20 protein-coding genes and 1 pseudogene are annotated in these 26,384 nt (G+C 43.6%); 15 read left to right on the forward strand and 6 right to left on the reverse strand.

Going from position 1 to position 26,384, the window contains the following annotated elements:
• Positions 1 to 18 precede the first annotated feature (18 nt).
• Entirely contained in the window at positions 19 to 1,812 is a 1,794-nt protein-coding gene (locus JOD82_RS14615; RefSeq protein ID WP_209949536.1) for a helix-turn-helix transcriptional regulator, read from the reverse strand.
• A gap of 434 nt (positions 1,813 to 2,246) precedes the next feature.
• Between JOD82_RS14615 and JOD82_RS14620 the strand changes: the two are divergent.
• Positions 2,247 to 3,338: pseudogene (locus JOD82_RS14620) on the forward strand (serine hydrolase domain-containing protein); the annotation flags it as partial.
• Between the two features lie 854 nt (positions 3,339 to 4,192).
• Positions 4,193 to 4,540, forward strand: a complete 348-nt coding sequence (locus JOD82_RS14625; RefSeq protein ID WP_069010548.1) for a YolD-like family protein — start codon at positions 4,193 to 4,195, stop codon at positions 4,538 to 4,540.
• Between the two features lie 438 nt (positions 4,541 to 4,978).
• Here JOD82_RS14625 and cysK read toward each other — a convergent pair whose 3' ends face one another.
• Positions 4,979 to 5,917 carry a cysteine synthase A gene (gene cysK, locus JOD82_RS14630; protein ID WP_209949538.1) on the reverse strand — a complete coding sequence of 313 codons (939 nt, stop codon included), beginning with the start codon at positions 5,915 to 5,917 and terminating at the stop codon, positions 4,979 to 4,981.
• A gap of 322 nt (positions 5,918 to 6,239) precedes the next feature.
• On the opposite strand from cysK, the gene JOD82_RS14635 reads away from it, so the two are divergent.
• Positions 6,240 to 6,500, forward strand: a complete 261-nt coding sequence (locus JOD82_RS14635; protein WP_209949540.1) for a hypothetical protein — start codon at positions 6,240 to 6,242, stop codon at positions 6,498 to 6,500.
• A 177-nt stretch (positions 6,501 to 6,677) separates the two neighbouring features.
• Here JOD82_RS14635 and JOD82_RS14640 read toward each other — a convergent pair whose 3' ends face one another.
• A complete protein-coding gene (locus JOD82_RS14640) occupies positions 6,678 to 8,621 on the reverse strand; it encodes a serine hydrolase domain-containing protein (protein WP_209949542.1) in 1,944 nt (647 codons plus the stop codon).
• 257 nt (positions 8,622 to 8,878) lie between these two features.
• Here JOD82_RS14640 and JOD82_RS14645 point away from each other — a divergent pair, with 257 nt between their 5' ends.
• The 5 genes from JOD82_RS14645 to JOD82_RS14665 all read left to right on the forward strand — a co-directional run bounded on the left by JOD82_RS14645 (position 8,879) and on the right by JOD82_RS14665 (position 15,093).
• Positions 8,879 to 10,939 carry a glycosyl hydrolase 115 family protein gene (locus tag JOD82_RS14645; protein ID WP_209949544.1) on the forward strand — a complete coding sequence of 687 codons (2,061 nt, stop codon included), beginning with the start codon at positions 8,879 to 8,881 and terminating at the stop codon, positions 10,937 to 10,939.
• A gap of 117 nt (positions 10,940 to 11,056) precedes the next feature.
• Entirely contained in the window at positions 11,057 to 11,719 is a 663-nt protein-coding gene (locus tag JOD82_RS14650; protein ID WP_209949546.1) for an S-layer homology domain-containing protein, read from the forward strand.
• Between the two features lie 259 nt (positions 11,720 to 11,978).
• On the forward strand, positions 11,979 to 12,647 hold the full coding sequence (locus JOD82_RS14655; protein ID WP_209949548.1) for a uracil-DNA glycosylase: 669 nt from the start codon (positions 11,979 to 11,981) through the stop codon (positions 12,645 to 12,647).
• Between the two features lie 16 nt (positions 12,648 to 12,663).
• Complete coding sequence (locus JOD82_RS14660; RefSeq protein WP_029517688.1) at positions 12,664 to 13,086, forward strand: YolD-like family protein; 423 nt, start codon at positions 12,664 to 12,666, stop codon at positions 13,084 to 13,086.
• A gap of 120 nt (positions 13,087 to 13,206) precedes the next feature.
• Positions 13,207 to 15,093, forward strand: a complete 1,887-nt coding sequence (locus JOD82_RS14665) for a tenascin (RefSeq protein ID WP_209949549.1) — start codon at positions 13,207 to 13,209, stop codon at positions 15,091 to 15,093.
• Positions 15,094 to 15,161: 68 nt separating this feature from the next.
• On the opposite strand, the gene JOD82_RS14670 is transcribed toward JOD82_RS14665, so the two are convergent.
• Positions 15,162 to 15,464: a hypothetical protein gene (locus JOD82_RS14670; protein ID WP_013310964.1), complete on the reverse strand. Its 303-nt coding sequence runs from the start codon at positions 15,462 to 15,464 to the stop codon at positions 15,162 to 15,164.
• Positions 15,465 to 15,849: 385 nt separating this feature from the next.
• Complete coding sequence (locus tag JOD82_RS14675; protein WP_029517686.1) at positions 15,850 to 16,044, reverse strand: hypothetical protein; 195 nt, start codon at positions 16,042 to 16,044, stop codon at positions 15,850 to 15,852.
• A gap of 140 nt (positions 16,045 to 16,184) precedes the next feature.
• On the opposite strand from JOD82_RS14675, the gene JOD82_RS14680 reads away from it, so the two are divergent.
• Positions 16,185 to 16,625: a NucA/NucB deoxyribonuclease domain-containing protein gene (locus tag JOD82_RS14680; RefSeq protein ID WP_209949551.1), complete on the forward strand. Its 441-nt coding sequence runs from the start codon at positions 16,185 to 16,187 to the stop codon at positions 16,623 to 16,625.
• 16 nt (positions 16,626 to 16,641) lie between these two features.
• On the opposite strand, the gene JOD82_RS14685 is transcribed toward JOD82_RS14680, so the two are convergent.
• Positions 16,642 to 16,794 carry a hypothetical protein gene (locus JOD82_RS14685; protein WP_165150326.1) on the reverse strand — a complete coding sequence of 51 codons (153 nt, stop codon included), beginning with the start codon at positions 16,792 to 16,794 and terminating at the stop codon, positions 16,642 to 16,644.
• Between the two features lie 114 nt (positions 16,795 to 16,908).
• Between JOD82_RS14685 and JOD82_RS14690 the strand changes: the two genes are divergently transcribed.
• The 6 genes from JOD82_RS14690 to JOD82_RS14715 all read left to right on the forward strand — a co-directional run bounded on the left by JOD82_RS14690 (position 16,909) and on the right by JOD82_RS14715 (position 26,310).
• Positions 16,909 to 18,729, forward strand: coding sequence for a sensor histidine kinase (locus tag JOD82_RS14690; RefSeq protein ID WP_029517684.1), 1,821 nt, complete (start codon positions 16,909 to 16,911; stop codon positions 18,727 to 18,729).
• Positions 18,704 to 20,329 carry a response regulator transcription factor gene (locus JOD82_RS14695; protein ID WP_209949553.1) on the forward strand — a complete coding sequence of 542 codons (1,626 nt, stop codon included), beginning with the start codon at positions 18,704 to 18,706 and terminating at the stop codon, positions 20,327 to 20,329. The genes JOD82_RS14690 and JOD82_RS14695 overlap by 26 nt, the downstream gene beginning before the upstream one ends.
• A 136-nt stretch (positions 20,330 to 20,465) precedes the next feature.
• Positions 20,466 to 22,148: a type 2 periplasmic-binding domain-containing protein gene (locus JOD82_RS14700; protein ID WP_069010558.1), complete on the forward strand. Its 1,683-nt coding sequence runs from the start codon at positions 20,466 to 20,468 to the stop codon at positions 22,146 to 22,148.
• Positions 22,149 to 22,399: 251 nt separating this feature from the next.
• Complete coding sequence (locus tag JOD82_RS14705) at positions 22,400 to 23,290, forward strand: ABC transporter permease (protein ID WP_029517681.1); 891 nt, start codon at positions 22,400 to 22,402, stop codon at positions 23,288 to 23,290.
• A gap of 27 nt (positions 23,291 to 23,317) precedes the next feature.
• Positions 23,318 to 24,196: a carbohydrate ABC transporter permease gene (locus JOD82_RS14710; protein WP_069010559.1), complete on the forward strand. Its 879-nt coding sequence runs from the start codon at positions 23,318 to 23,320 to the stop codon at positions 24,194 to 24,196.
• 26 nt (positions 24,197 to 24,222) lie between these two features.
• Positions 24,223 to 26,310: a beta-galactosidase gene (locus JOD82_RS14715; protein WP_312887693.1), complete on the forward strand. Its 2,088-nt coding sequence runs from the start codon at positions 24,223 to 24,225 to the stop codon at positions 26,308 to 26,310.
• Positions 26,311 to 26,384 lie beyond the last annotated feature (74 nt).

Below are 26,384 nucleotides of genomic sequence, written 5' to 3' on the forward strand. Positions count from 1 at the left end.
CATCGGGAAGTTCTCCAGCTACACGATATTCTTCATTCGCGCCATTTCTAATGCTTCTTCACGGTTGTTGACGCCGAGTTTCGAGTAGAGAATCGAGCAGTAATTGCGGATCGTTCCCTCCGATAAAAATAGCTTGGCGGCAATCGATTTGTAGCGCAGACCGCTCGACAGTTGCTCCAGAATCTCCATCTCGCGTTTCGTAAGCCCGTACGGGTAGTTTCCCTGACTTGAACCGATTTTCTCCAACTGCTCACGTTGACGCTTCATCTCTTCGAAGACTCGCGTAGCGACCGATTGGTCAATCCAGGTTCCTCCATTATAAATAAGTTTCAAGGCTTCCTTCATCTCCCGCGGATGAATCGACTTCAGCATGTAGCCTTCTGCCCCGCGCTCCAATGCAGTTGCTGCCTGCGAGGAATCCTTAAACGTTGTCATGAATACAACCTTCATATCAGGCCATCGTTGTTTCATCTCAACTAAAGCTTCAATCCCGCCCATTCCTTGCATACGAATATCCATTAGCACGATATCTGGTTGGGAGCGATCACAATGTTCTAATGCTTCGCGCCCGTCCCTGGCTGTACCAACGACGTTAAAATCAGCATGCTGATCCAAAATTTGCTTCAAGCTGTCGGTAATGATCACCTGGTCATCAACGATCAGCAGGCGGATTGCATCATGTACAGGCTCTGTCTGCAACGGAATATCACATATGACGAAAGTTCCTTGTCCTGACTCGGAATGCACGGACACCGTGCCGTGAAATAGTTCAAGTCGTTCCTTCATTCCATTGAGCCCAGATCCAAATTGGATTTCTTCCATTCCGATGCCGTTATCTTCGATCTGTAATCGAAGCTGCTGACTATTGAAATGTAACTGAACGGATATCATGCTCGCCTTGCCGTGCCGAACTACGTTGGTTAGAGACTCTTGAAGGCAACGATATAAACAATTGTTTATTTTTTGCATAACAAGAGTCTCACTGCCGATCACACGGAATTTGACCGTTATACCTGTTGACTTCATAAAATTTTCAGTTAATTGCCGCAGCGATTCACTTAACGAATGGTTCAACGGAGTATGAGAGAGCTGATGCAGATGCTTTCGGATATCAACCAGACTGTGTTGGGCGATTCCGACAAGCGAATTGATCCTCTCTATTTGCGCATCTGGTACGGACGATCGCAGTGATTCGACGCCGACGATGAGCGAGGTAAGCGTATGGCCAATCGTGTCATTCAGCTCATGTGACAGCCGGCTGCGCTCCTCCATCAACGTAAGTTCCTCAATCCGCTTAATATGCTGCTCCAGCAACAGCTTTTGCTCTTGAATAATTCGGGCTTGCTTATGGGACTGAATTAAAATATTAAACGCGAAGCCGATGGCAAAACCAAGGCTGCAGCTAACGATAAACTCATACGGGAGACGATCAGCAATCCAACCGTTCAATACCGGGAATACGATTCCGCTAAGGATACCTGTCCACACATAGTTTCTTCGACTGCTCGTCAAGCCGATAGTAATCACGAGTAAAACAAAAGACCAAAGCAATCCCGGGGCTGCGTAAGCTAAATAAAGATAAAAAAAGCCCGTTATCGTGACTTCGATTGTGAGATACCAGTCTTCTTTCCTATAGAGGATGATTAATGGAACGAGATAAACGACGAAAGCGAGAGAAAGTACAACCCAAAGCGACACAACGGTTAATGACGGATCGACAAAACCAGCGCTTGCGATAATGACCAGCCAAAGCGTTCGTATGGCCACAAGTATCCAATCATACCAGACCCTTTTTTTCATTATCGAGAACACGAATTACGCACACCTTCTTATATTTTTTTGCAAATCAAATTCCGAATGATTCAGACCTATCATGCAATATAACTTCCCGATCCGTCAAGCGAAAGAGGGTGGGGTAACGGCGGTTAGAACGTAGCTTAGCAAGCACGTCATATAAGACAGTTGATAGTTTGTCATGCGGTATATGTGACAAGTCCAAGTACGATGTCATCAAAAGCTAGACGGTTTTATCACTGTTCGATTTAACAATATCAGAGGTAAGGTGAGGGGGTAAAGCAGAACAACATTCAAAATAATAGGAGCGATGCGTTATGAAATCATTCACCATTCGAAAAGGAGTTGCACTTACTTTAATAGCTATATTGGCGGGTACAGTGGCCTATGGAACTGTCCACGCAGAGGGTCAGACGGCAACTTATCAAGCTATCAATAAAGCTGCCAATACCGACAATATTTTATCGTCGGAATTCGCAAAAGAACCCAAAAAAGAACTCAACGAGAAAGAAAAGAAAAGAAAGCATCGGGAAGAAGTCAAACGCGTCATGGATCAAGTAGTTACCAACAAAAGAGTTCCAAGTGTCGTGGCAGGCGGGCTACAGGATGGGGAACGCTGGTCCTACGCTACGGGTACAGCCAGTTTCGAAGTACCACGCCCGGTGGAGCCGGATTTTTCATTCCGTATTGGAAGCATCACGAAGACATTCACTGCTACCGTTGTATTGCAGTTGGCTCAGGAGAAAAAATTGAACCTGGATGATTCGGTCGAAAAATGGCTGCCGGGGGTCATAAAGGGTAATGGGTATGACGGCAACAAAATTACGATTCGTCAGTTATTGAACCATACAAGCGGGCTTGCGAGCTATACTGATCTTGATTTTCGAGATATTACCTTGCCTCAAAATCCATTCCGTTACTATTCGTCCGACGAGCTTATCAGCATGGGACTAGCTAAGCCGCCTGTATATGCGCCAGGGAAGGGCTGGAACTATTCGAACATGAATACTATACTAGCCGGTCAAATTATTCAGAAGGTAACAGGAGAGACGTATGCGGAGCAGATCAGGAAACGGTTGATCGAACCGCTCGGGATGACAGGGACATTTGTAATGGAAAATAGTCACGATATTCCAGGTAAGCATGCCACAGGATATAATATGGACAGATCGGGTCATTTGTATGATTTAACAGAGATGAATCAATCATGGGCAAATGCAGCCGGAGATATAGTCTCAACAACCAAAGATTTGACCACCTTCTTCAGTGCGCTGTTGGGCGGAAAGCTTCTAAATCAAGAGATAATGGACCAGATGCTCACGACAGTAGATTCACCTATAGGTAAAGTTGGACTAGGGATTTATGAAATAAAAACAGCTGACGGGCAATCATACTGGGGGCATGCTGGCGGTACTTTCGGATTTGAATCGAGAGCCTTCGGATCTCTAGGCGGGCAGCATATTTTGGTAACGTGCATCAACTCGGTAGCTCCGGAAGTGGAGCCTGCTCACAATAAAATAATCAATAAGGAGTTTGGCCGTTAAGTTTAAAGCCGACATCGCGTCCTTTATTTGAGGGCGGATGTCGGTTTCTGCTGTGATTAACCGTCGTTTCATGCAATCGAGGCACAAATGTCCGCATTCAGAATAAAACGATAGATAAGATTCACGAGGGGCATAACGACGGCGTATTTTATATTCGGTCGGTCAAGCTCTACTATCGACTTCTTTACCACTCCCGCCAACAGATGGTTTACCGCCAAAATCGTAAAATAGGTTAGACGCAAATTCGATATAGAGAATAAGAAGAGATATATGGATTTTTAGAAATACATAGTAGGTATAGACAACGTAATATTACTAACCTACATATTGCACCAGACTACAATTTCTATTTAAAAAAGACTTCAAGGAAAATCAAACATTAAGACTATTGTACAAAAATATCAGAATTTCGTATATGTTATTCCGCTAACGGGATACGTTAGTTCAATGGAACAGCGACAGTCTAGGACATTATTTTCTCGTACTGGTTGTCACTGTTCCAATTTCAAAGTCCGTCTAAAACTTATTTTATGGAGAATAGCGATATGACAATTCGAAAGATGCATGGAATAATGTCGATACAATCGTATGGGACAATATAGGAGATGAATTTGAGGGAAAGAAACTTAATCATTATTCAAAACTTGATCTAACCAGGTGAATATGCGGTGGTTAGCCAATTTTAATGCTCCAAAATTTTCATTTTATCCCTCTGATTTTGTATTTTCGTCTAGTCTATCAGACCTAGGAATATTTTTCTAGGACAAAAGTTTTGGATTCGGTATACAAAAAGCCTTGTCTAGAACGTATGTTCGGAATATAATTTCTACATAATACATCAGGAGGCTACATACATGTCGAAAAAATTAGAAGGTAACGGCTTATGGGAAAGCAGCAGGATTATCATACCAGAACACAAGGAAGCATACTTAAAACTCATGAAAGACCGTCAGCGGAGAGGCAAGCCGGAACTTGACGATCAGGAAGTCCAGTTGATCGAGCAAGCGCTTATAGAGTCCTACAACACACGTCAACCTATAACACTAGTGGTTTTTAGCCCGTTCGATGACGAAGAACTCACAGGTGTAATCACGTCTATAAATACTGCTCGCAGGGAAGTGAAACTGTTTCGTGGCGAGGATGATTTTAGTTGGATCAAGTTGGAGGATATCATTTTCAGCAAGTATCTAGCAAAAATCTAAGGGTAGTAAATATTCTACTGATGTTATTCAACAAACAAGAAATGTCTCAGCTGCCTTATCTACGACAATTCAGCCGAAGTCTTTCTAGGAGCATTTGATGCTAGTGTTTTAGCTGAGCAGATCAATCCTCATATCGCAATCGAAAACTTCCTGATGACGATGCACTACACCCGCATCAAGTTAAAGAAAGAGGCATACAGATTGGTACAAGACTACTATGGGGAAGCCTACTTTTTACAGAAAATCCTGATGAGCTCCAACAACATCGCGCTGGACCAAGGTAACTTTTTCTTCACTAACGGTCCATTTGTTGTGCAAAAAATGGACCGCTAGCGAAGAAAGAAATCAATTCAGGTTAATGAAACAATTCTATGAGCTCTTGCTTGTGTACTTGGAAAATTAACAAAAGAGGCAGCGGGATTCCTGTCTCTTTTGTTATTATTCTACGTCTGAGAAAAGCGGAGTGGACAAATAACGCTCACCTGTATCAGGTAATATGACCACGATCATCTTGCCTTTGTTTTCTGGAAGTTTCGCAATTTGTGTTGCTGCATAAACCGCAGCCCCAGAAGAAATACCAACAAGCAGCCCTTCTGTTTTGGCAAGCAGGCGTGCAGTTTCAAACGCATCTTCGTTTTTAACTTTGAAAACCTCATCCACATATTCTTCATTAAAGTTATTTGGAATGAAACCAGCACCGAGTCCTTGTAGTTGATGTGAACCTGGAGTACCGCCAGACAGCACTGGTGAATCGAACGGTTCGACGGCTATCACTTTTACAGAAGGTTTTCGTTCCTTTAATAACTGGCCAACGCCCGAAATAGTTCCACCTGTACCTACGCCCGCGATAAAAATATCTACACCGCCGTCCGTATCATGCCAGATTTCCACAGCTGTAGTTTTGCGATGAATTTCTGGATTGGCAGGATTGCTAAACTGCTGTGGTATGAAAGAGTTTGGTGTTTCGGCAGCCAAGAGCTCAGCACGCTTGATAGCGCCTTTCATCCCCTCGGATCCCGGTGTTAACACAAGCTCAGCACCGAACGCAGTCAAAAGCTTGCGACGTTCGATACTAAACGTTTCAGGAAGTGTAATTATAAGTTTATATCCAAGAGCCGCAGCTGCAAATGCAAGTCCGATTCCAGTATTGCCACTTGTTGGTTCAATAATAACGGAGTCTTTATTGATTAAGCCTTTCTCCTCAGCGTCTTTAATCATAGCATATCCAATGCGGTCCTTAACGCTACCAGCCGGATTGAAATATTCCAACTTTGCTACCACGTTTGCCTCAATATTTTGGATTTGGCTGTAGTTCAACAGTGCTAGCAAAGGAGTATTTCCAATTAATTCAGTCAACTTTTGGTGAATTTTAGTCAAAATTATCCCTCCAAACAATTAATTCATATCTACTTACTATGACATAGATATTATCACGAATTTTTCTTCATAACCATGTTCTGTTAATTCATAGTGAGGAGCGGGAACGGATGGAACAGTTTAAACCTAAGGTACTACTCATAAAAAAGTAGTCCAAGCTTATTCAGAACCTGAGAGTCATTAAGAATGTATACAGTGTATCCTTTTACCCGCTAACCTAGTGGTCGGCGGATAACGAATTTGTATTTAGTAGAAGGCAAAAAGAGCAGTAAGGAATTAATCCTTCTGCCTCACCGTTAACATACGGGGAGGCGTTTTTGTTTTGGCAAGCTTACGGTGTATCAATCGCGCCATCAAGTTGCTCTTGCGAGAGTTTACGACTAAATGCCTACAATACGAAGTAATTTATGTTCTTAATAAGGATATCGATACATCATCTAAAAGAATTGTGGCAAAGGTATCCTCTGCTGTAACACGGAACACTAAATCTCTGGAAACAGTTCTTGAATTTCCCGAGATTGAGAAAGTGCGGGAGGATATGACAGGGGCTACGCCTTTTCCACTTTTCTTTGGTTTCATTTGAATTAACCCTCTTTCTGTAGACATATTTGCTACACTAGTAGTTTATGAAATATGAATAAGAGTGTTCATAGAGAAGAGAATACAAAAAAGACCGTCTATTGACGGCCTTTTCTATGTTTCGACTCGAAATATGTCGTGGAGGCTATCTATGCTACAAAAAGGATAAAATTAAGTAGATCTATGCGAAAAAATAGAAATTATAGGAATACAGGAAAAACGAAATAGCTAAAAACGAAAGAATCAGCGTCGCGGTGTATACCTTTCTTAATAATGTAGTCTCCGAAACGTTACATTTTCTTACAGCAAGATAGGCAGCCGGTACAAAGGCAAGCCCAAGTACCCAGAAAAAGATAATATTGAAATTGAAATTGGACATAGGCTGATAGGGGTCGCCTATCAATTGGATGCTTGAAGCAATGAGATTGATGATCACAAGCAGACCCAGCAGCGGTATTAAGGTTACACTGTCAGGCAAGGGAAGCCGTGAAGCACTCTTCTGCTTTCTTGCGTCCTTGAGCTTCCGCAGCCATCCAATAATACCGAAAATAGACCCAAGCGCAAACCAAATACCGCATCCCCCGACCAGAATATAACTGAAGATGGATGTTTGCAGGAAGGATATCGGCAATTGGTCATCGATCACTCCATATGACAACTGCGTCACTTTACCATCGGCATTGGTTAAGAAAAAAAGACGGCTGATGTTTAGGCCCGCGTGATCATAAGGAGTGCTCCCGGGAGTCACGCGTTCAAAAAAATAGGGTTTGGTTTCTACATAATCAACATGAATATTCATGGATGGAATACTCAGAGTGATTCCGCCATTGCCGTTGGCTGTGACCACTTCTTCCGCATTGGATAATACGGGTATAAGCTTCAATATACCAGATGATACTGCGCGAGCAGAACGGTATTTTCCCTCCACATCCGCGCTATGCTTCAACGTGCTGTCCGCTTGCGGAGTAGCGTGGGAACCCCCGACAAACAGGTCAATGAGTTCGCTTCTTGCCCCGGACATTTCATTTTCCACATTAGTCAGAATACTGATCCCAAAGTTTTGATCCGGCACGATAGAGACCAGAGAGGAGAATGAATCTGTATTTCCACCGTGCTCGATAACACGATAATCTCCCGCGAACCGTTCCCAAAAGCCATGGGCATTCCCCGGAAGCTCGGGATAGTGGGTATACGAAGCCTCATGCATTTCTCGCAAGGTTTCATTCTTGTTGAACAGCGAATATTTTAAGGAATGGTCCATGTTCAGATGAGCAAGCATAAAATGAGCCATGTCCTCCGAAGTAATGTTTAACGCACCAGCCGGCACATCATTAAAGAAAACATTCGGCTTTGCCACCCAGTTTCCATCCTTCTTGAAGTAGCCTGTTGCTTTATGTTCGATAACCTCTGGAATAAGATCATACCGTTGTGTAAAGTAAGAATGTTTCATGTCTAGAGGCTCAAATATATGTTTCTGAATATAGGTTTCAAAAGGCATTCCGGATACACGTTCTATAATATAACCGGCCAGGTTGGTCCCATAGTTGGAATAAGCAATCACTGTTCCAGGCTCATAAATCTGTTGAGGCTGGTTTCCGGGTGCGACATGCTCCTTGAGAGGCCTAAGATCAGCAGGATCATGAACCAAAAGTTTTTCCAGGCGCTCCTCAAAACCTGTCGTGTGGCTCATCAGTGATTTCAGGGTAATAGGCTTATCAAAAGAAGGCTTGAGAAAGCCGTCAGGCAAGTATGTGCGGATGTCCGTATTCAAATCCAGCTTTCCTTGCTCAACCAGTTGCATTACTGCCGTCCAGGTGAACAATTTCGATACGGAACCGGCCTCCATATAGGTTGTTTCCGTACTCATGGGTGTTTGTTTCTCGATGTTTGCGTATCCGTAACCTTTTGAAAAAACAATTTTTCCGTCCTTTACTATGGAAACCGCAGCACCAGGAATCGCTGTTCCTATATATTTTTTCATAATTTGATCTGTTCTGTTTTCGATTTCGGAAATCGGGATTCCAGAGGGAGTGGTTGGAACGGCCCCAGAAGCATATGCCTGGACCGGGATAAATGCCATCAATGCCAACAGGAACAAAGAGGCAAATCGTTTTTTCAATTTCATATCAAGTCTCCTTTTTGCTGCGCTTGAATCTTTAAGAGCAGTCTGTTTTTTGGAACATTTTTAGTGTAGCAGTCAAGTCTTTCTTATTTCTCTCCTGTTCCTTACTTTTTTCTTTCTCAAATGAAGCTTCAACTCTCAAATGATTTACCGAAAAAAAGCTATATTTACGTTGGTACAGCTTTATATGTATGTTGACAACCTATAAAATAAAGACAAGAAGAATCCTCATAGTTGAAAAAAATAGGAGATGACAATAAATGAAAGCCTGTGAACCTCTGACTATTTCATCTGAAAGCGGATACAATCTTCAAACTGATGAAAGTGTGCCCATTGCCCACGCTTGGAACATGATTGCGCGAGATCATAAGCAAGTGTTTGGCAACGAGCCATTGCAAACAGAAGTAGAGCCCTCGATCATTATCCGTTATGCGCAGGAAGGAGATAGCTGTCCGCATTGGCCAGAGGGCTATTGTCTGCGTTTTGTTGCTGGTAGCAAGGGAACGGTACTCCATATTATTGGCCGTGATGAATTAGGAATTATTTATGGACTGCTTCATTACAGCCGTTTCGCTCTGGGTGTGGAGCCGTTCTGGTTCTGGGCGGAGCTCCTCCCGCCTAAGCGGGATACCATAGTAATACCGAGCCAGAATGTTGACAGTATACCGTCCAAGGTCCGATATCGGGGATGGTTTGTCAATGATGAGGTATGCTTGATTGGCTGGAAAGATGATTATCCACCGACGGAGCAGGTGTGGCAGCCCGTTTTTGAAGCGTTACTGCGCTGTGGTGGAAATATGGTGATTCCCGGAACCGATTTACCACGCACAGGTATCCATCATAAGCTTGCAGCAGACATGGGTTTATGGATCACACATCATCATGCTGAACCGTTGGGGGCGGAGATGTTTTTGCGCGCCTTTCCGGGTAAACAAGCTAGCTACAGAGAGCATCCCGAGTTGTTTGAACAGCTGTGGCAGGAAGCGATTGAACGGCAAAAGGAAGAAAAGATTGTATGGGTATTATCTTTTCGCGGGCAGGGTGACAAGCCTTTTTGGGAAGATGATCCTTCCTTTAATACGCCGGACAAACGCGGACAATTAATCTCGTATGTGGTTCGCAAGCAGTACAATATGATCTGTGAATTTGTGGAGCATCCTGTGTGCTGTATGGCGATGTATGGTGAGATTGCCGAGTTATACAAGCAGGGGCATATGGAAGTACCCGAAGGGGTGATTAAAGTATGGGCGGACAATGGTTACGGTAAAATGGTATCTCGGCGCCATGGGAATCTTAATTATCGTGTACCAGCATTGCCTGAGACGCAGGATGGGGACAAGAATGGAGTATATTACCATGTGACCTTCCACGATTTGCAAGCGTCGAACCATCTTACCCAACTTCCCTCCTCAGCCAGCTTAATTATAGAGGAATTAACAACAGCGTTTACTTCAGGGGCGGACGAGTACCTGCTGGTCAATTCAGGTAATATTTTGCCGCATGTATATACGCTGGATTTAGTAGCAAATTTATGGATGAAGGGTGAAGTGGATGCTGAAGAGCAGCTTACTGATTTTATCGGACGGCTGTACAGTAGTCAGCTTCAAGAGATTTCCCAATTATACCGGGATTATTCCCGTTGCACTATCGTTTATGGCCCGCATAAGGATGATCGAGCAGGGGAGGAATTCTATCACCATCCAGCTCGGCAAATTATGGGGTATTGGCTACAAGGCAAAGAAGGCAGTGATGAACGGCTGTACTGGGCTACTGGAGAAAGGCCTTTTCCTGAACAGGTTCGCTGGTTCAAGGAAAAAGCCGAGTCGGTAATCCCGGACTGGGTTGAACTGCGAGAGCGGTGTCTACGAATCATGAAGCAGTTGTCAGAAGATGAATGTCGAAGGCTGTATAATCAACTGCTTGTGCAGATTGAACTGCATCTGAGTGGCTCACGTGGACTGGCAAGCTTATGTAGCGCTTATGGGCTGTTCCTTGAAAAAGATTATCCACGAGCATTTATACAAGCTTCTCATGCCGTTTGGAGCTACCGAATGGGTAAAGAAGCTTTATCGCTCGCAGGAACTGGAAGATGGGAGCATTTCTACCGGGCAGATTGGTTAACCAATCTGGATAACACTATTTCTCATGCGGACACTGTGCGGAGATTTCTTCGTCTTCAGGGAGACAGTCCGGATATGTTCCTATGGTCCAAACAATATTTAATGCCAGAAACAGAGAAATATATCTACCTAGAGAATACGCATCGCAAGCCCCTTCCCGATGATGAGTTGGCACGCAGTCTGGAGAAGGTATTATATTAAGGAAGACATGTAGCATAAGAAGCAACAGCGTCTGCCTGCAACCTTTCCAGCTTATACTACGTCAATGAAGTTGTTAATGGCCAAGCGGCCTAATTCAATTACAAGGTGGAATTTAACATGAGTATGAGAAAAGGTGCATTTGCAGCCATTACAACTGTAGCCATTTTGTCCTTTTCCGTTGGAGGTCAAATGTCTGCGGCAGACCGCCAATTTAAGGATTTGAATAACGTAAGCGGTAAAGAAAAAATTATATCCCTTAAAGATCAGGGTCTACTCAAAGGTATCTCTGATACGAAGTTTCTCCCGTCATCTAAAGTGACCGTTGCCCAAGGCATTCAGTTGATCTCCGGCGGACTCCAGCTCAGTTTGGCCGCCATTGATTTGAACAAGGAGCCACAGGTCAGTAGACTGTTTACCCATGTGAAGGATAATGCATGGTACGCCGAAGCTTTTATCAACGCGCACTATAATGGTGTGGTTATTCCAAAGGATATTGATCCTGCCAAAGCTCTGACTAAGGAACAGTTCACCCATATGCTGATTCAGGGCATGGAAAAAGCAGGCGCTCTTCCGATGATTAAAATCGCACCTGCGAATATTGCGGATGACAGCGAACTGGAGCCTTCTTACCAAGGTAGCATTCAACGCTCGCTAGTCTACAAGGTCAATACCTTGGATGCAAATGAAAAGTTTTATCCAAAAAGCGAGATTACACGTGCCGAAGCTGCTGTTATGTTATATAATGCATTGGAATACCTGAATACTCATACAAAATCGTAATAAATACAGCAATAAAGAGCTTTTCTTCTGAGGGAATTAAGCTTTCAGTTACTTGACATCATTATCGTTAATGTTATAATAAGGAAATCGAATTTAGACCTGCGGTAGCTGATTACCGTAAGGATATTTTCCTGGTCCTTCGGCATATAACACAGGTAACGAATAAATAAGCTGGCTCCGGATGAGGAGTTCAGCTTATTTTTTTGGATCAAAAAGCTTACCGTTTTCACTGATTTACATATTGAGAGGAGACAGGAGTATGTTTGGGAATGACTGGGATGATGTACTACGAGAAGAGGTCGAAAAGCCATACTTTAATGATTTAAGGTATACGTTAGCCCGAGAGTACAAGTTACATAAGGTATATCCTCCAAAAGAAGACTTGTTTTCCGCACTCAAATTAACGCCATTTCATCTGACCAAAGCGGTTATATTGGGACAGGATCCATATCATGGAGAGGGACAAGCTCACGGTTTAAGCTTTTCTGTTAGACCTGGTGTGCGAACGCCACCGTCTCTATTAAATATATACAAGGAGCTTCGCGATGATATCGGTACTCCCATTCCGAATCAGGGATACCTCGTTCCTTGGGCTGAGCAAGGTGTGCTGCTGCTGAACAACGTGTTAACCGTGCGTGAAGGACAACCGCAATCTCACCAGGGAATAGGTTGGGAACGTTTCACGGATGCTGTCATTGAAGCGATTAATGAGCGCGAGCAGCCAGCAGTGTTTATTTTGTGGGGGAGCCATGCTCAGAAAAAAGCAAGCTTCGTGAATACCAGCAAGCATTTGGTGCTAAAATCCGTTCATCCGAGTCCATTGGCGGCTCACAGAGGTTTTTTTGGCAGCAAACCTTTTTCGCGTACCAATGCATTTTTGCAGGAGCATGGAATGGAACCGATTCGGTGGGATATTCATAGCCGCTAGCACTGGAGGTGAGGACATGCGTCAATGGAAGGGACGTCAGGTCATTTTATATCACGGCAACAATGGTCATACCCAGAAGGTGCGCGGCACGCTTGAAAAATGGGATGAGATACGAAAGTGTGTTATTTTAGGCCCGAAAATGCTGGCTATTCCTTTTGAAAATATTACGCATATTACCATGTTTCCTCCGGGGCGTGAGCGTAGAAGCCGCCATCCGGCGAAGCTGAACGCTACTGGTTATGTAATGAGCGTTCCGTTACAGTTTGATAATGCTATTCATTTTCAGTCGGCGGTGACGATTTGGAGAGAGGATCAGCTGATTGCTTATAATGTAAAGCTGGTTAGTCACTCGGCACACGATGTAATTCTTGAAGATGGACAAACCTTATCTAAGGAAGAGCATTTGTTTGTGGTAAGGTCACTGCGTGGAGAACTTTAACTGTAATAATTCACCTTTTTTTGATGAAGGGTTCAATTTAGTTAACTGCTTACCGATAAAAGATAATGGGATTGTTAATAATACCCTGTTTTATAGAATGAGACAAAGGGAGCGAAACGAATGGAACGTATGAAACGTATGAGCAAACGGAGTACCTTCTTACTTGCGTTGCTGATGTTTGTATTTGCAGCATGGCCAGCAGGTTTGATCCGGGCTGAGGAGAGCAAGACCTCCACGGTAGAGTGGGATAGTCAAAATCCGACTACATTGAATCTGGGTGGAAGCCCCGCTCAATTAAAAGTGTGGTCATTGACAGAAAAGGGCAAGGAAGATGTTACACAAAAGGCAGAATGGATCTCTGGGGATTCAAGTATTTTAAAGGTAGATAAGGGACTCATTACTCCTGTGTCAAAAGGGCAGATTAAGATTGTTGCTACATATGAGCAGCAAACGGTAAGTACAACGATTACAGTAAAATCGCCTTACAGCAAGCTGCAATTAAATCCGACGGGTCCACTGAATCTGACGATTGGCGGAGAATCGAAGCAATTGACTGCTCAAGGTGTTCTTACTGGAGGTGGGACGGAAAATGTATCCGGTGTCGAATGGACTTCTTCGAATGCGGCTGTTGCTACCGTTAAAGATGGTCTTATTCGTCCACTTGCCAAAGGCGTGACTTACATTAAAGCAAGCAAAGATGAACTCAAAGCACAAACGATTGTGTATGTGCGCTCTTCTTCCCAGGCATTGGTATTGAGTGCAACTGGGTCCAAATCGGTCTTTTTAGGTAGCTCCCCAATTCAGGTTAGTGCAACTGATGTCAACCTGACTGGCAGCAAAACAGATGTGACCAACACGGCAGAATGGACTTCCTCCAATCCGCTGGTTGCCACAGTCGAGCAAGGTAAAATCACACCGATGGATGCAGGCAATTCGACGATTACAGCGTCCTATCATGGTTTGAGCAAGACTCTGAAGATTAATGTACTTCCGACGGTTGAAAAACTGGTTTCAAGCAAAGCCAGTCTGACTCTCGAAACAGGAGGCAAAACTTCTCTTCCGAGTATATCTGCTTATTTGGTCAATGGAGCAAAAAAAGCAGTTCAATCCGATGTGAAATGGAGCTTAAGCAGTGAAAGTGCAGTTAAAATAGCAAATGGTAAGCTGGTTGCAGTGAACCCAGGCAGTGCAACATTGACAGCAACGGTAGGTGCGCTCAAACTGGATATTCCAGTGACTGTGCAATATAAAGTGCTCAAGCTGACGGCTTCTGAGAAAAAATATGTACTGGTTGCAGGCCAAGAAGCAAGTATTCCGACAGTAAAAGCCCACATGGCTGGTGGTGGAATACTGGATATTACCAATCAGGTAAGCTGGGTAGGTACAACAGCTGCAGTTACAGTAGCAAATGGTAAAGTAAAAGCGGTGAATGGCGGTAACTCTGGAATCAAGGCTATGTATATGAATAAATATGTGAAGGTACCTGTCATTGTGGAAGGAGCCATTTCTACATTGACACCAAGCTTTTCGAATGCCGAAATGAATTTGAAAGGAAGTAAGTCCATCAAAGTCATCGGCATATATACGGATGGTAAAAAAGTTACCCTGAGCAGTAAAGTGAAATGGACAACATCGAATGCTTCAGTAGCGATCGTAAAAGGCTCTTCCATTAAAGCCGTTGGAATTGGAAACGCAACGATTACGGGCACATATCAGGATAAGTCGTTTAACATCGAGATCAAGGTCACACCTAAGCTGCTCAAACTGGTATTGAGCAATAAAAACCTGAAGCTGCCTAAAGGCTCCTCTCAAGTGCTTAGTGTGAATGCAGTTTATGATTCAGGTGCTACTACCAATGTGACAAGCTCAGCGGTATGGACATCCTCCAAACCGTCGATCGTACAGGTTACAGCTGGTCAGGTGAAGGCCTTGGAAAGCGGAAGCTCCAGTATTAAAGTAGTCTATGGCGGTAAGAAGGTAACGACATCTGCCAAAGTGTTAAAATAGCTACGTACATTGCCACATCCACTTATAAAAAATAACCCCCGGTCCAAAGACCGGGGGTTATTTTCAGCTTATTCTACGCCGTCCTGATAATGATTTTTCCAATGTTTATCGCCTTTGTGTGCGAAGTCTTCAACTGTCTTTTCCAAAGTAGCTACCAGTTGGGCTTTAATCTCAGAAATTGTGTCTCGGAACAGTCTTTCTTCCGTACCATTGATCTTTTCACCATATAGAGCCTGAGCGGCTATAAATTGACGATGTTGCTCCACAAAACTGTCAATCGAATGCAATGCATGCTCCACGTATTGGGAAATGCTATGATGCTCGTTAGGCAGTTGCAATTTTAATTCATGAACTCTGTTTAATAATGCCATGATGATCACCTCGTACGTTTTGTTATGTCAATAATTATACATCATTTTCGGAAAACTTTCATTAAATTTTGATTAAAATGTGACTTTTATTATGTCATGATTGCATTTTCAATGGTGATCAGGCATAATTTTCGGAAATTTCATTATTTTCCTTTGTATTGTGATTTTAAAATTTAAAATATATGATACGAAGATGATGCAAGAGCAAGCTGCGACAGCTGTCTTTCTGACATGTTATAATGGGGAAAAGCCCAGTCGGAAAGGTTGTCAGTATGGTATGAAGCTTTTTAAAGGTTTATTTTGGGGGATTCTGATTAGTCTTCTTCTGTGGTGTGCCTTGTTTGGGCTTGTCCGCTGGATGTCTCATTAAGTCGCTTCCTGTATCTTATACAATAACTCTTGCGACTGTATCCACGTCATTAACAGAAATCGTATATACGTGTTCGTCATCATAGAGCTTGAATTGCTGAGTTTCTTGGTCAGATAGGAGCTTAGGCCAGCCAATTACGGTACTTCCATTCAGTAACCGGACTACAACGGCTTGCATTTGGCTCACGGCCAGTTTGATCTCATCGTTCATTCGTGCAACCTCCTCTCTATACTATTTGTCGTCCAATATTCAACCTTTTTTTATAGTTAGTAAGGGGTTACAAAAAATAAAATCCGGGGATCACCTTAGTTGAAGGCATCTATTGGAATAGCTTGAAGGGAAGAGAGAAATTGAAGAAAAAGTTGCTAAGTTTTATAGCTTTAGTTCTGCTAGCTGCGGGCGCGTACTGGTTTGAAGGAGGCAATCTTCTTACGAAAATAACAGGAGAGAACCCGCCTTCCTCGGCGGCTCAGGTAACGCTGCAATTCCCGTCAGGTCGTTACCCTGAAACGGCGCAGCATATTAAGGAAGCCATTCAGGCGGGAAAATCACCAGTATGCACAATTGACCGTGAAGGAGCCGAGCAAAATCGCAAGCATTCGCTTACAGGTGTCCCCACTCGTAAGGGATACGATCGTGATGAATGGCCGATGGCTATGTGTTCAGAAGGTGGCAAAGGTGCAAATGTCAAATACATAGCCCCTAAGGATAATCGTGGGGCAGGATCATGGGTTAGTCATCAATTGGATGAGTATGAGGATGGAACTCGTGTGAAATTTGTTGTGAAATAGTTGCCGTTTAGTATATTTACTTTTTATTTCCTTTCGCTGTTTCCTGTTTGGCCTTAACCAACGCCAGAAAATCAAAAAAATCACCTAGTGTATTGAAGCCGGCACCTAAAATGGCCAAGTCTTCAGCGGATAGTTGGTTAAACCATTCCATTTGCTTAGCATCAAACATATTATCACCGCCAACCATTGATAATGTAGTGTATGTACTGACGGCAACAAAGGTCAGGGCTCAGGCATACCAATTAAGTATGCCTGTTTCTTGTGCAGAGGATGTGTAGAACTCATGTTTAAATTTAATTTTTATACTAAAATCGTCTCCATCGTTATCGTATTGCTTATACCTCTGCTGATCCTGTATGTCTATTCTAATCAGACAACGACAGGTGTACTACGTGAGGAGCTGAATCAATCTAATTATAATCAGCTGACTTTTTTTCAAAACCAGGTGAATACGAATATTGAAATGATTTCCTCCTGGCCGCATCTGCTGATTCATGATCCTGATGTAGCCAGTTTTCAAGCGATTTTTTTGAAGGACAAAGTTCTCAATCTGGATGGAATTAACCTTGTCAAACGGATTCAAACCAAGCTTGGGCTTCAGGAAAGCTCTTCTAATTGGAGAACCGGACTGAGTATCTATTCTCCTTCGCTTGGACGGGTTGTATCGGAAAATGGAGCAGGTTTATATGACCAGAAAAAACTAAATCAGCTGATAAAAGACGGCTGGCAGGTATCCAAAAAAAGATCATACGGGAAAGACCAATTTATATTTTCATTGTATACATTATCCCCGTTTTCTTCACTTGGTAATCCAGAAACTGCTAACACGATTATTAAGGTTGAATTTGACAGCAGTAATATTCAGGATATGCTTGACCGCTTCAAAGGTGATGGACGCAAGGAGCCTTTTTATTATAAAAAAGGCGTAGGAGCGATCTATAATCGTACTGCCAATGAAGAGCTGTCTGGACAGCTGATTTCAAAATTGGAAAAAATGGGACTCCATGAAGTTGACAATCTGACTGTGAAAATTGGAGAAGAAAGCTACCTGGTTCATGCCGTTCTTTCGCAAACGACGGGTTGGTATTTGATTGATTACATGCCTTTGTCTGATATGATGTCTCCGATTTACTCATCGAATCGACTGTTTTATATAACGGTTGTTGGCTCGCTGCTGGTAGGCCTGATTGGCGCTTACTTGCTTCATTCACAGGTACAAGTGCCGATTCTTCAGCTTGTGCGGGCATTTCGGAGACTAAAGGACGGAGACTATGCTGTTCGATTAAGTCTAAGGGGGAGTCACGAGTTTGCTTTCCTGTCTAGTCAATTCAATCAGATGGTCGAACAGATTCAGGAGCTGTTTGAGAAGGTGTATGTTGAGCAGCTACATGTCAAGGAAGCGCGACTAAAGCAGCTCCAGTCACAAATCAATCCACATTTTTTTTATAATTGTTTTTCGTTTATCACAAGTATGGCGAAGCTGCGCAATCATGAGGCGGTCGTGGCCATGGCTCATAATTTATCCAGGTATTATCGATATACAACAAGACAGGAGCGGGATTTAGTTCCATTATCAGAGGAAGTCGAGTTTGTTCAATATTATCTGAGGATACAGCAGATGCGTATGCCAAGGCTAACGTTCTTAGTTCATGTTTCTTCGCAGGCCAGCAGTCTGCCGATTCCGCCGCTTATAGTGCAGCCACTGGTGGAAAATGCGGTGCTGCACGGAATAGAGCCTCAAGCGGAGGAGGGTCTAATTCATATTTTGACTGAGCGTGTTGGCTCGTATATGTACCTGATTGTGGATGATAACGGACTCGGTTTGAGTAGAGAGGCTATAGCTGCCCTGACATCAACGCTTGACAAGCCTGTGGAAGAGGATCATGGATACGGTTTGTGGAATGTGCATCACCGCATGCGATTACATTTTGGGGAAGATGCCGGACTGGAGTTCTCTTTGTCTCCATTGGGAGGATTGCGTGCAGTATTAAAATGGTCGATCTCAACAGAAGGAGAGCATGCGAATGGTTTAATTGAGCCTTCGCCAGATTCGAATATAGTTAAAACGGAGGGACCAGATGGTTCAGATATTACTAGTAGATGATGAGAGTTATGTAACAGAAAGTCTGGCAGCTACCATTCCGTGGGAGACGCTAGGCATCGAGAGGGTTCATCAAGCGGTTTCCGCATTAGCAGCAGTGGATGTGCTGGAAGCGTACGATATTGATATTCTGGTAACAGATATTCGCATGCCTGGTATGACGGGACTGGAATTGATTGTTGAAGTAAACGAGCGATGGCCGCACATTAGATGTTTGTTACTGACAGGATATGCTGATTTTGAATATGCGAAAAAAGCGCTCCAGCTTAAGGCTTTTGATTATATTTTAAAACCGGTGGATGATGAAGAGTTTATCAAATGTGTGTCAGCCGCCATGGATTCGCTAAAGGAAGAATGGGAAGCATTTGATAAGGTTCACCAATTACAATATAGCCGCAGGAACGATTTTGGTGTGCTGCGGACCCATTTGATGCACGATCTGCTACTCGGGCGTGATTTGTCTGTACCAAAAATAGAGAGCAAAATGTCTGAGTACGAAATCAAGCTACGCACGGGACATCCTGCCAGTATGCTACTTATTCAGCTAGGGAAGCATTTTTCTGATATGGACTATCATTCAGTCTCCTTAATTGAGTATGCGATTGGAAATATTGCGGAAGAAGTGTTCGCACCTGATTTTCAAGTTTGGCATTGCAAAGCGCCGCATGACTGCTTAATTGTATTAATAGAAGGAAATTGGAATGCATTTCCTGAACGGAGTGTGGATGAGCAGAATCGTTGTTTGAGTGCGGCGATTGAGACCTTTCGAAAAAATGTGAGCAATTATTTGAAAGGGGAAATTTACGTCGCATTAACCGGCTGGTTTAAGTTTCCAGAGGAGCTGCCTAAGCTATATCAGACAGCGATTAGATCCTTATACTGGAACCATCAAGAGGAGACGGATACACTGCTATTCATAGAAGAACAGACAGAACAGCCACACAGTTCAGTTAAGTCACTAGAGGGGCTTTATATGCACCCTACGCTTACTCATCTGCTCGAATCCAGGCAATGGGACGAGGCTGAAGCGAAAGTGAGCCGTGTATTTGGAAAAATGGAAGAGGTGGGATATACACGCGAGCATTTATATGAGCTGTTTATTTCGGTGACGAGCGCCTTTATGTATACAGCGCACAAACAAGGACGTTTCATTACACAGATGGATCAAGTAGGCTTCGATCCGTTACATGCGCAGAAAATGGTTCATTCGTTCCCCCACCTCAAAGAGTGGATATTTTCCATGATGAACAAACTTAAATCTGAATGGTCCGCAAGCGAGCAAAGCGCTAAAAGCTATGTGGTCAAGCAGGTTCAGGAGCTCATCTCCCAGGATAAAGGCCAGGAGCTGTCTGTTAAGACGATTGCTGATCAGGTTTATCTTCATCCAGTCTATCTGTCTAAAATTTATAAAGCTGAAACCGGAGAAGGTCTGGGTGACTATATTATCCGAATGAGAATGGAGCGGGCTCTTTATTTGCTCAAATATTCCAACAAAAAAATATACGAAATTACGACGGAACTAGGCTACCAGAATCCCCAATACTTCAGTAAAATGTTCAAAAAGCATTACGGAATGACTCCGCACGAATTTCGAGATCAGTAGAGATGGGACCAGTAAAGACGAAATCAGTAAAGATCAGTTGGGAAAGGTGCAGAAATATTTATTTTGTGACATAGGCTGTGAAGAAAAGCCCTTCTATAATAAAAGAGTAGAAAATGATTTCTAGAGGGGGAACAATATGCGAGTTCATTCGAAGAAAAAGCTGTTGTCGTTGCTCGCCGCAACTATGGTATTAGGAGTTGGCCTTGTGGGCTGCTCAGGTGCGGGAAATGATGGGAGTGCGGACGGCACAGCTAAAACTGAAAACGTATACAAAGAAAAATACAATCCAGAAGTCACAATTTCCACGGTATGGGGTGTAGATCCCGCCTTAAAATTTAAAAATGGTGAATCTATCGAAAATAACATTGCGACCAAATGGGCTAAAGAGAAATTCGGTATTAATATCAAATCACTCTGGTCCGTCACGGATACGAATGGCGCATTTGCTACGAAGCTGCGTTTGGCTATGTCCTCCGGTCAGGAGATGCCGGACGTCGTTGTACTGGGGACGGAAAATGAGCAACTGGCACAGGACATGATCGATTCCGGTATGTTTGCAGAGGCTGGTCCGTTGTTTGACAAGTACGCTTCGGATTCATGGAAGCAGGCGATGAATCAGGATACGAATGTATGGAATCAGTATAGCCGAGATGGTAAGAAAATGGGTATTCCTGTGCTTGATTTCGCCTATAACCATGATTATGTATTGTGGGTACGACAAGATTGGTTGGATAAGCTGGGTATGAAGGCTCCTGAGACGATGGATGATCTGGAAAAAGTGATGGATGCCTTTAAAAATAAAAATCCGGACGGACTGGCTCCGAACAAAGTGGTTCCGCTCAGTATCGGTTTTAAAACATCCATGAACACTTGGATGGGTGACCCGTCCTGGATTTTCGGGGCATATGGCACACTACCTCAGCAGTGGAACAAAGGTACAAATGGCAGTTTGGAATATGGCTCCGTGCAGCCTGGCATGAAGCCGGGTTTGCAAAAGCTGAGCGAGTGGCTCAAAAAGGGATATATTCCTCAGGAAGCAGCATTGTGGGATGAAAATAAAACGGCAGAACCTACAGTCGCAGGAACAGCCGGTATGATTCCTGGACCATATTGGATGAGCGGCTGGCCGCTTCAGGATACAGTCAAAAATGCGCCGGGTGCCATATGGAAGCCGATTAAGATTCCAGCAGGTCCTGACAACAAAGCCATGCGTCACGGTACGCAATACACCAATGGTGTTGTACTAATCAACAAACAAATGCAGCATCCTGAAGCTTTTTTCACTTATCAAAACTATTTGTTTGACCATTATGCTAATGCCAAACCGGATAGCGATTTGTCGAATGGGCTGTTTAAGGGCTACGATTATGATTTGGATGCGGACGGAAAGCTAATGTCTATCGATAAAATACCAGGCGGTTATGTAAACTCTATTCGTTATTTGCTGGTTCGTGATGGTGCGCGTATACCTGATGCCCAAATGAAGGCTTTGCTAAGTTTGGCTAACGGCGCAGAACCGAAGACCCGTCTAGAGAAAGATGTAATGGTGAACTACGGGAAAGGTACTCCTGCAGCTGCCAAAGTGCTTATGGAACAGAAGGATATCTCCATGAAAGATCAGTTCACAGGTCCAACTACGCCAACCATGAAGGCTAAAAAGGACTATCTGGATAAAATTGAAAGTCAGACCTTCAATGAAATTATTTATGGCAAGCAGCCGATCTCTGCTTTTGATACCTTTGTGCAGACGTGGAAAACAGCGGGTGGCGAACAAATTACAAATGAAGTAAACGAATGGTATAAAAGCGTCGAAAAGTAAAAACCAATGATGTTGTAACAGAGTAGGAAGGCTGTCCCGAGGTGGGCAGCCTTTTTACTACAGTTTCACCCGTATCGAGTGGAAATGAATGCGATATCATGGTGTATTTGAAAAAAAGTTTTATTCGTTTGGCGAGCTTAAAAAAATGATTGCTTTTGTGCCATGTATGTTGGTTTTTTGAACTGTCGGGACTGCGAAAACGCTTTTATAATTGAAGTATACCATGAATGAAAGTTACAGGAGGAACTGCAATGAGAAGTCTGCAACGTACGTGGCCATTTCATATCATGCTGCTGCCAGCCATCATTTTCTTAATTGTATTCAGCTACATTCCGATGGGCGGCATCGTGATGGCCTTTCAAAATTACAAGCCTTGGCTAGGCATAACGGGTTCCGAGTGGGTTGGACTGGATAACTTCCGCTTTTTGTTTCAACGGGAGGACAGTCTTCAAGTTGTCTGGAATACACTAATTATTGCTGTGTTAAAGATGTTTTTCAATCTGGTAGTTCCGTTTGTTTTTGCTATACTGCTGAATGAAATTCGCAAGGTCGGACTTCAGCGATCCATTCAGACACTAGTTTATCTACCACACTTTCTGTCGTGGGTCATCTTGGGCGGAATTCTGATTGACCTGTTGGCTACAGATGGATTTATGAACCGTATTCTCGGTAGTTTCGGGATCCAGCCTATCTTTTTTCTGGGAGATAATAACTGGTTTCGGTTTACTGTCATTGTTTCAGATATATGGAAGGAGTTCGGCTACAACACCATCGTATTTCTCGCTGCACTGGCGGGTATTAATCCTTCGTTGTATGAGGCTTCTGAAATGGATGGAGCGAGCCGCTGGAGACAGACGCTACACATCACTGTACCTTCGTTAATTCCGATGGTAGTCGTTGTTGGAACGCTTGCACTTGGCAATGTACTGAATGCCGGTTTTGACCAGATTTTCAACCTTTATAATCCACTGGTTTACCAAAAAGGCGATATTATTGATACATTCGTCTACCGGACAGCGTTAATCAATGGGGAGATGGGCTTTGCCACCGCTATCGGCTTGTTCAAATCCGTTATCAGTATGATTCTCATTCTGATATCTTATCGACTTGCTTACAAATGGGCAGGTTACCGCATATTCTGATTCCACGAGACTGAAAGAGGGAGAGTCATGTATCATAAAACAACGCCATACCGCATTTTCAATGTGTTTAATATTTGCTTACTAGTGATTTTGTCTATCATGTGTATCGTTCCACTGATTCATGTGTTGGCGGTATCATTTAGTGCTAAATCAGCAGCAGATGCAAATCTGGTTGGACTGTGGCCAGTGCAGTTTTCATTAGAAGCCTATAAGAAGACAATGAATAACCCGATTTTTCTGCACTCCATCTGGATTTCTGTCTGTCGGACTGTATTGGGAACCGGCTTGACACTGCTGATTACCTTTTTAGCTGCTTATCCACTTTCAAAGGAAACATCTGTGTTCCGTAGCCGAAACGTATATTCATGGTTGTTCGTGTTCAGCATGATTTTTAACGGTGGTCTGGTTCCATTCTATATGGTTATTCAAAAGATTCATTTAATGGATAGCTTCTGGGTACTTGTTTTGCCAGGAGCGGTCAACACATTTCTGGTCATCCTTATGTTGAACTTTTTTAGAGGAATTCCCAAAGAGATGGAAGAGGCCGCATTGATCGACGGAGCAGGACATTTTCGGACATTGTTTAGTATCTTTTTACCGATATCCATGCCTTCCATTGCGACGATTGCGCTGTTTAGTATGGTATTTCATTGGAACTCCTGGTTTGACGGTCTACTCTATTTGAGCAATGCAAAGGACTATCCGCTCGCGACGTTCCTGCAAACTGTAATTATTCAGAAGGACATGAGTTCCATGAGCATGAGTCCAAAGGAGATGGAATTACTTTCTCAAACGACGGTTAATGCAGCGCAAATTTTCATTGGTGCAGCGCCTATTCTCATTGTATATCCATTTTTACAAAAGTATTTTGTTAAAGGTATGACGCTAGGTTCCGTCAAAGAGTAATAGAAATAATAAGGAGATGATTTACAGTGACGTATCAAAACATAACTAAGTACCCCCCGATTAGTGAGCGAATTCCACGTATGCTGCATGGAGCGGACTATAACCCGGAGCAATGGCAGCATTACCCTGAGGTGTTAGCGGAGGATATTCGTCTAATGAAACTAGCCAAATGTAACGTGATGTCTGTTGGCATTTTCTCATGGGTATCATTGGAGCCTGAGGAAGGTGTATTTACGTTTGAGTGGCTGGATCGTATTCTGGATTCGTTTGCTGAGAACGGAATCTATGCATTTTTGGCTACTCCTAGTGGAGCAAGACCAGCCTGGATGTCACAAAAATATCCTGAGGTGCTGCGTGTGGAGGCTAACCGTGTCCGTAATCTGCACGGGTTTCGCCATAATCACTGTGCTACATCGCCTGTTTACCGGGAAAAAGTACGTATCATGAATACGAAGCTAGCCGAGCGTTATGCTAACCATCCGGCTGTTATTGGCTGGCATATTTCCAATGAATTTGGTGGAGATTGCCACTGTGATTATTGTCAGGAGGCATTTCGCGCTTGGGTCCAGGATAAATACGGTACGCTGGACAAGCTAAATCACGCATGGTGGACGACCTTTTGGAGTCATACGATTACGGACTGGAGCCAAGTTGAGTCCCCGGCACCTCACGGTGAAACACAGGTTCATGCCATGAATTTGGACTGGAGACGGTTTGTGACCGATCAGACCGCAGATTTTATCAAGCATGAGATTGTGCCGCTCAAGGCTGCAAATCCAGCAATTCCGGTCACAACCAATTTGATGGAGTTTTTTGAAGGATTGAACTACTGGAAGTTTGCTGATCTGCTCGATGTTATATCCTGGGATAGTTACCCAACATGGCATGATCGTGAGGGAGATGATAGCCGTCAGGCTGCTAAAGTGGCCATGATGCATGATATTATTCGTTCAATCAAGGGAGGTAAGCCTTGGATGCTCATGGAGAGTACACCAAGTTTGACGAACTGGCAAGACGTTAGCAAGCTGAAGCGGCCGGGAATGCATCTGCTCTCGTCTTTACAGGCTGTGGCACACGGGTCAGACACCGTTCAATATTTTCAGTGGCGGAAAAGCCGCGGTTCGAGTGAAAAGCTGCATGGTGCGGTTGTCGATCATGTCGGACATGAGCACACTCGGGTATTCGGGGATGTGACCCATGTCGGTAATGCGCTGGAAAAACTGGAGGAGGTTATCGGTACATCTGTACCGGCGGAGGCCGCAGTCATTTTTGACTGGGAGAACCGTTGGGGAATCAACGATTCACAGGGACCGCGGAACAAAGGTGTAAAATATGAAGAGACAGCTGAAGCGCATTATTTGGCGCTGTGGGAGCAGGGTGTGCCTGTAGATGTCATTCATATGGATGCAGATTTCTCCAAATACAAACTTTTGGTAGCTCCGATGTTATATATGGTCCGCAGCGGTGTGGGGGAGCGTATACAGAAGTTTGTTGAAAACGGTGGTATTTTCGTAGCAACCTATTGGTCTGGTATCGTAGATGAACATGATTTGTGCTTCCTTGGAGGCTTTCCGGGCCCGCTTCGTAAGACGCTGGGGATCTGGTCGGAAGAGATTGACGGATTGCATGATCATGACCGTAATCACATTTTGCCGGTTGAAGGCAATGAGCTGGATCTGCAAGGGGAGTATGAAGCTGTAGAATTGTGTGATCTCATTCATACAGAGGGTGCAGAGGTACTGGCTGTGTACGGTTCAGACTTTTATGCAGGACGCCCAGCTTTGACGGTGAACCGTTTGGGACAAGGAAAGGCTTATTACATCGCATCACGCAACATCGGACTATTCCACAGTCATTTTTACAGAAGTTTAATTGATGATGCAGGAATCAGTAAAGCGCTCAATGTGAAGTTGCCTCATGGAGTGAATACGGCGATTCGTACCGATGGAGTTCATGATTATATTTTCATATTGAATTTCACGCATGAGCCGCAAAAGATTATGTTGGATGGACGAACTTATGCGGATATGCTTGAAAATCATGTGATAGAAGATGGTAGCATTCAATTGGATGCCTACGCTGTTAAGGTTTTAAAGACAGAGCGCAATAAATAGAACATGATATTTTAAGTGTGATCTCTATCGTTTTCCCGAGTGGGAGCTGGTAGATTGGTCAGAGGCAATGAGAA

It is taken from the genome of Paenibacillus sp. 1182, from assembly GCF_017833915.1.
GTDB lineage: Bacteria > Bacillota > Bacilli > Paenibacillales > Paenibacillaceae > Paenibacillus > Paenibacillus polymyxa_D.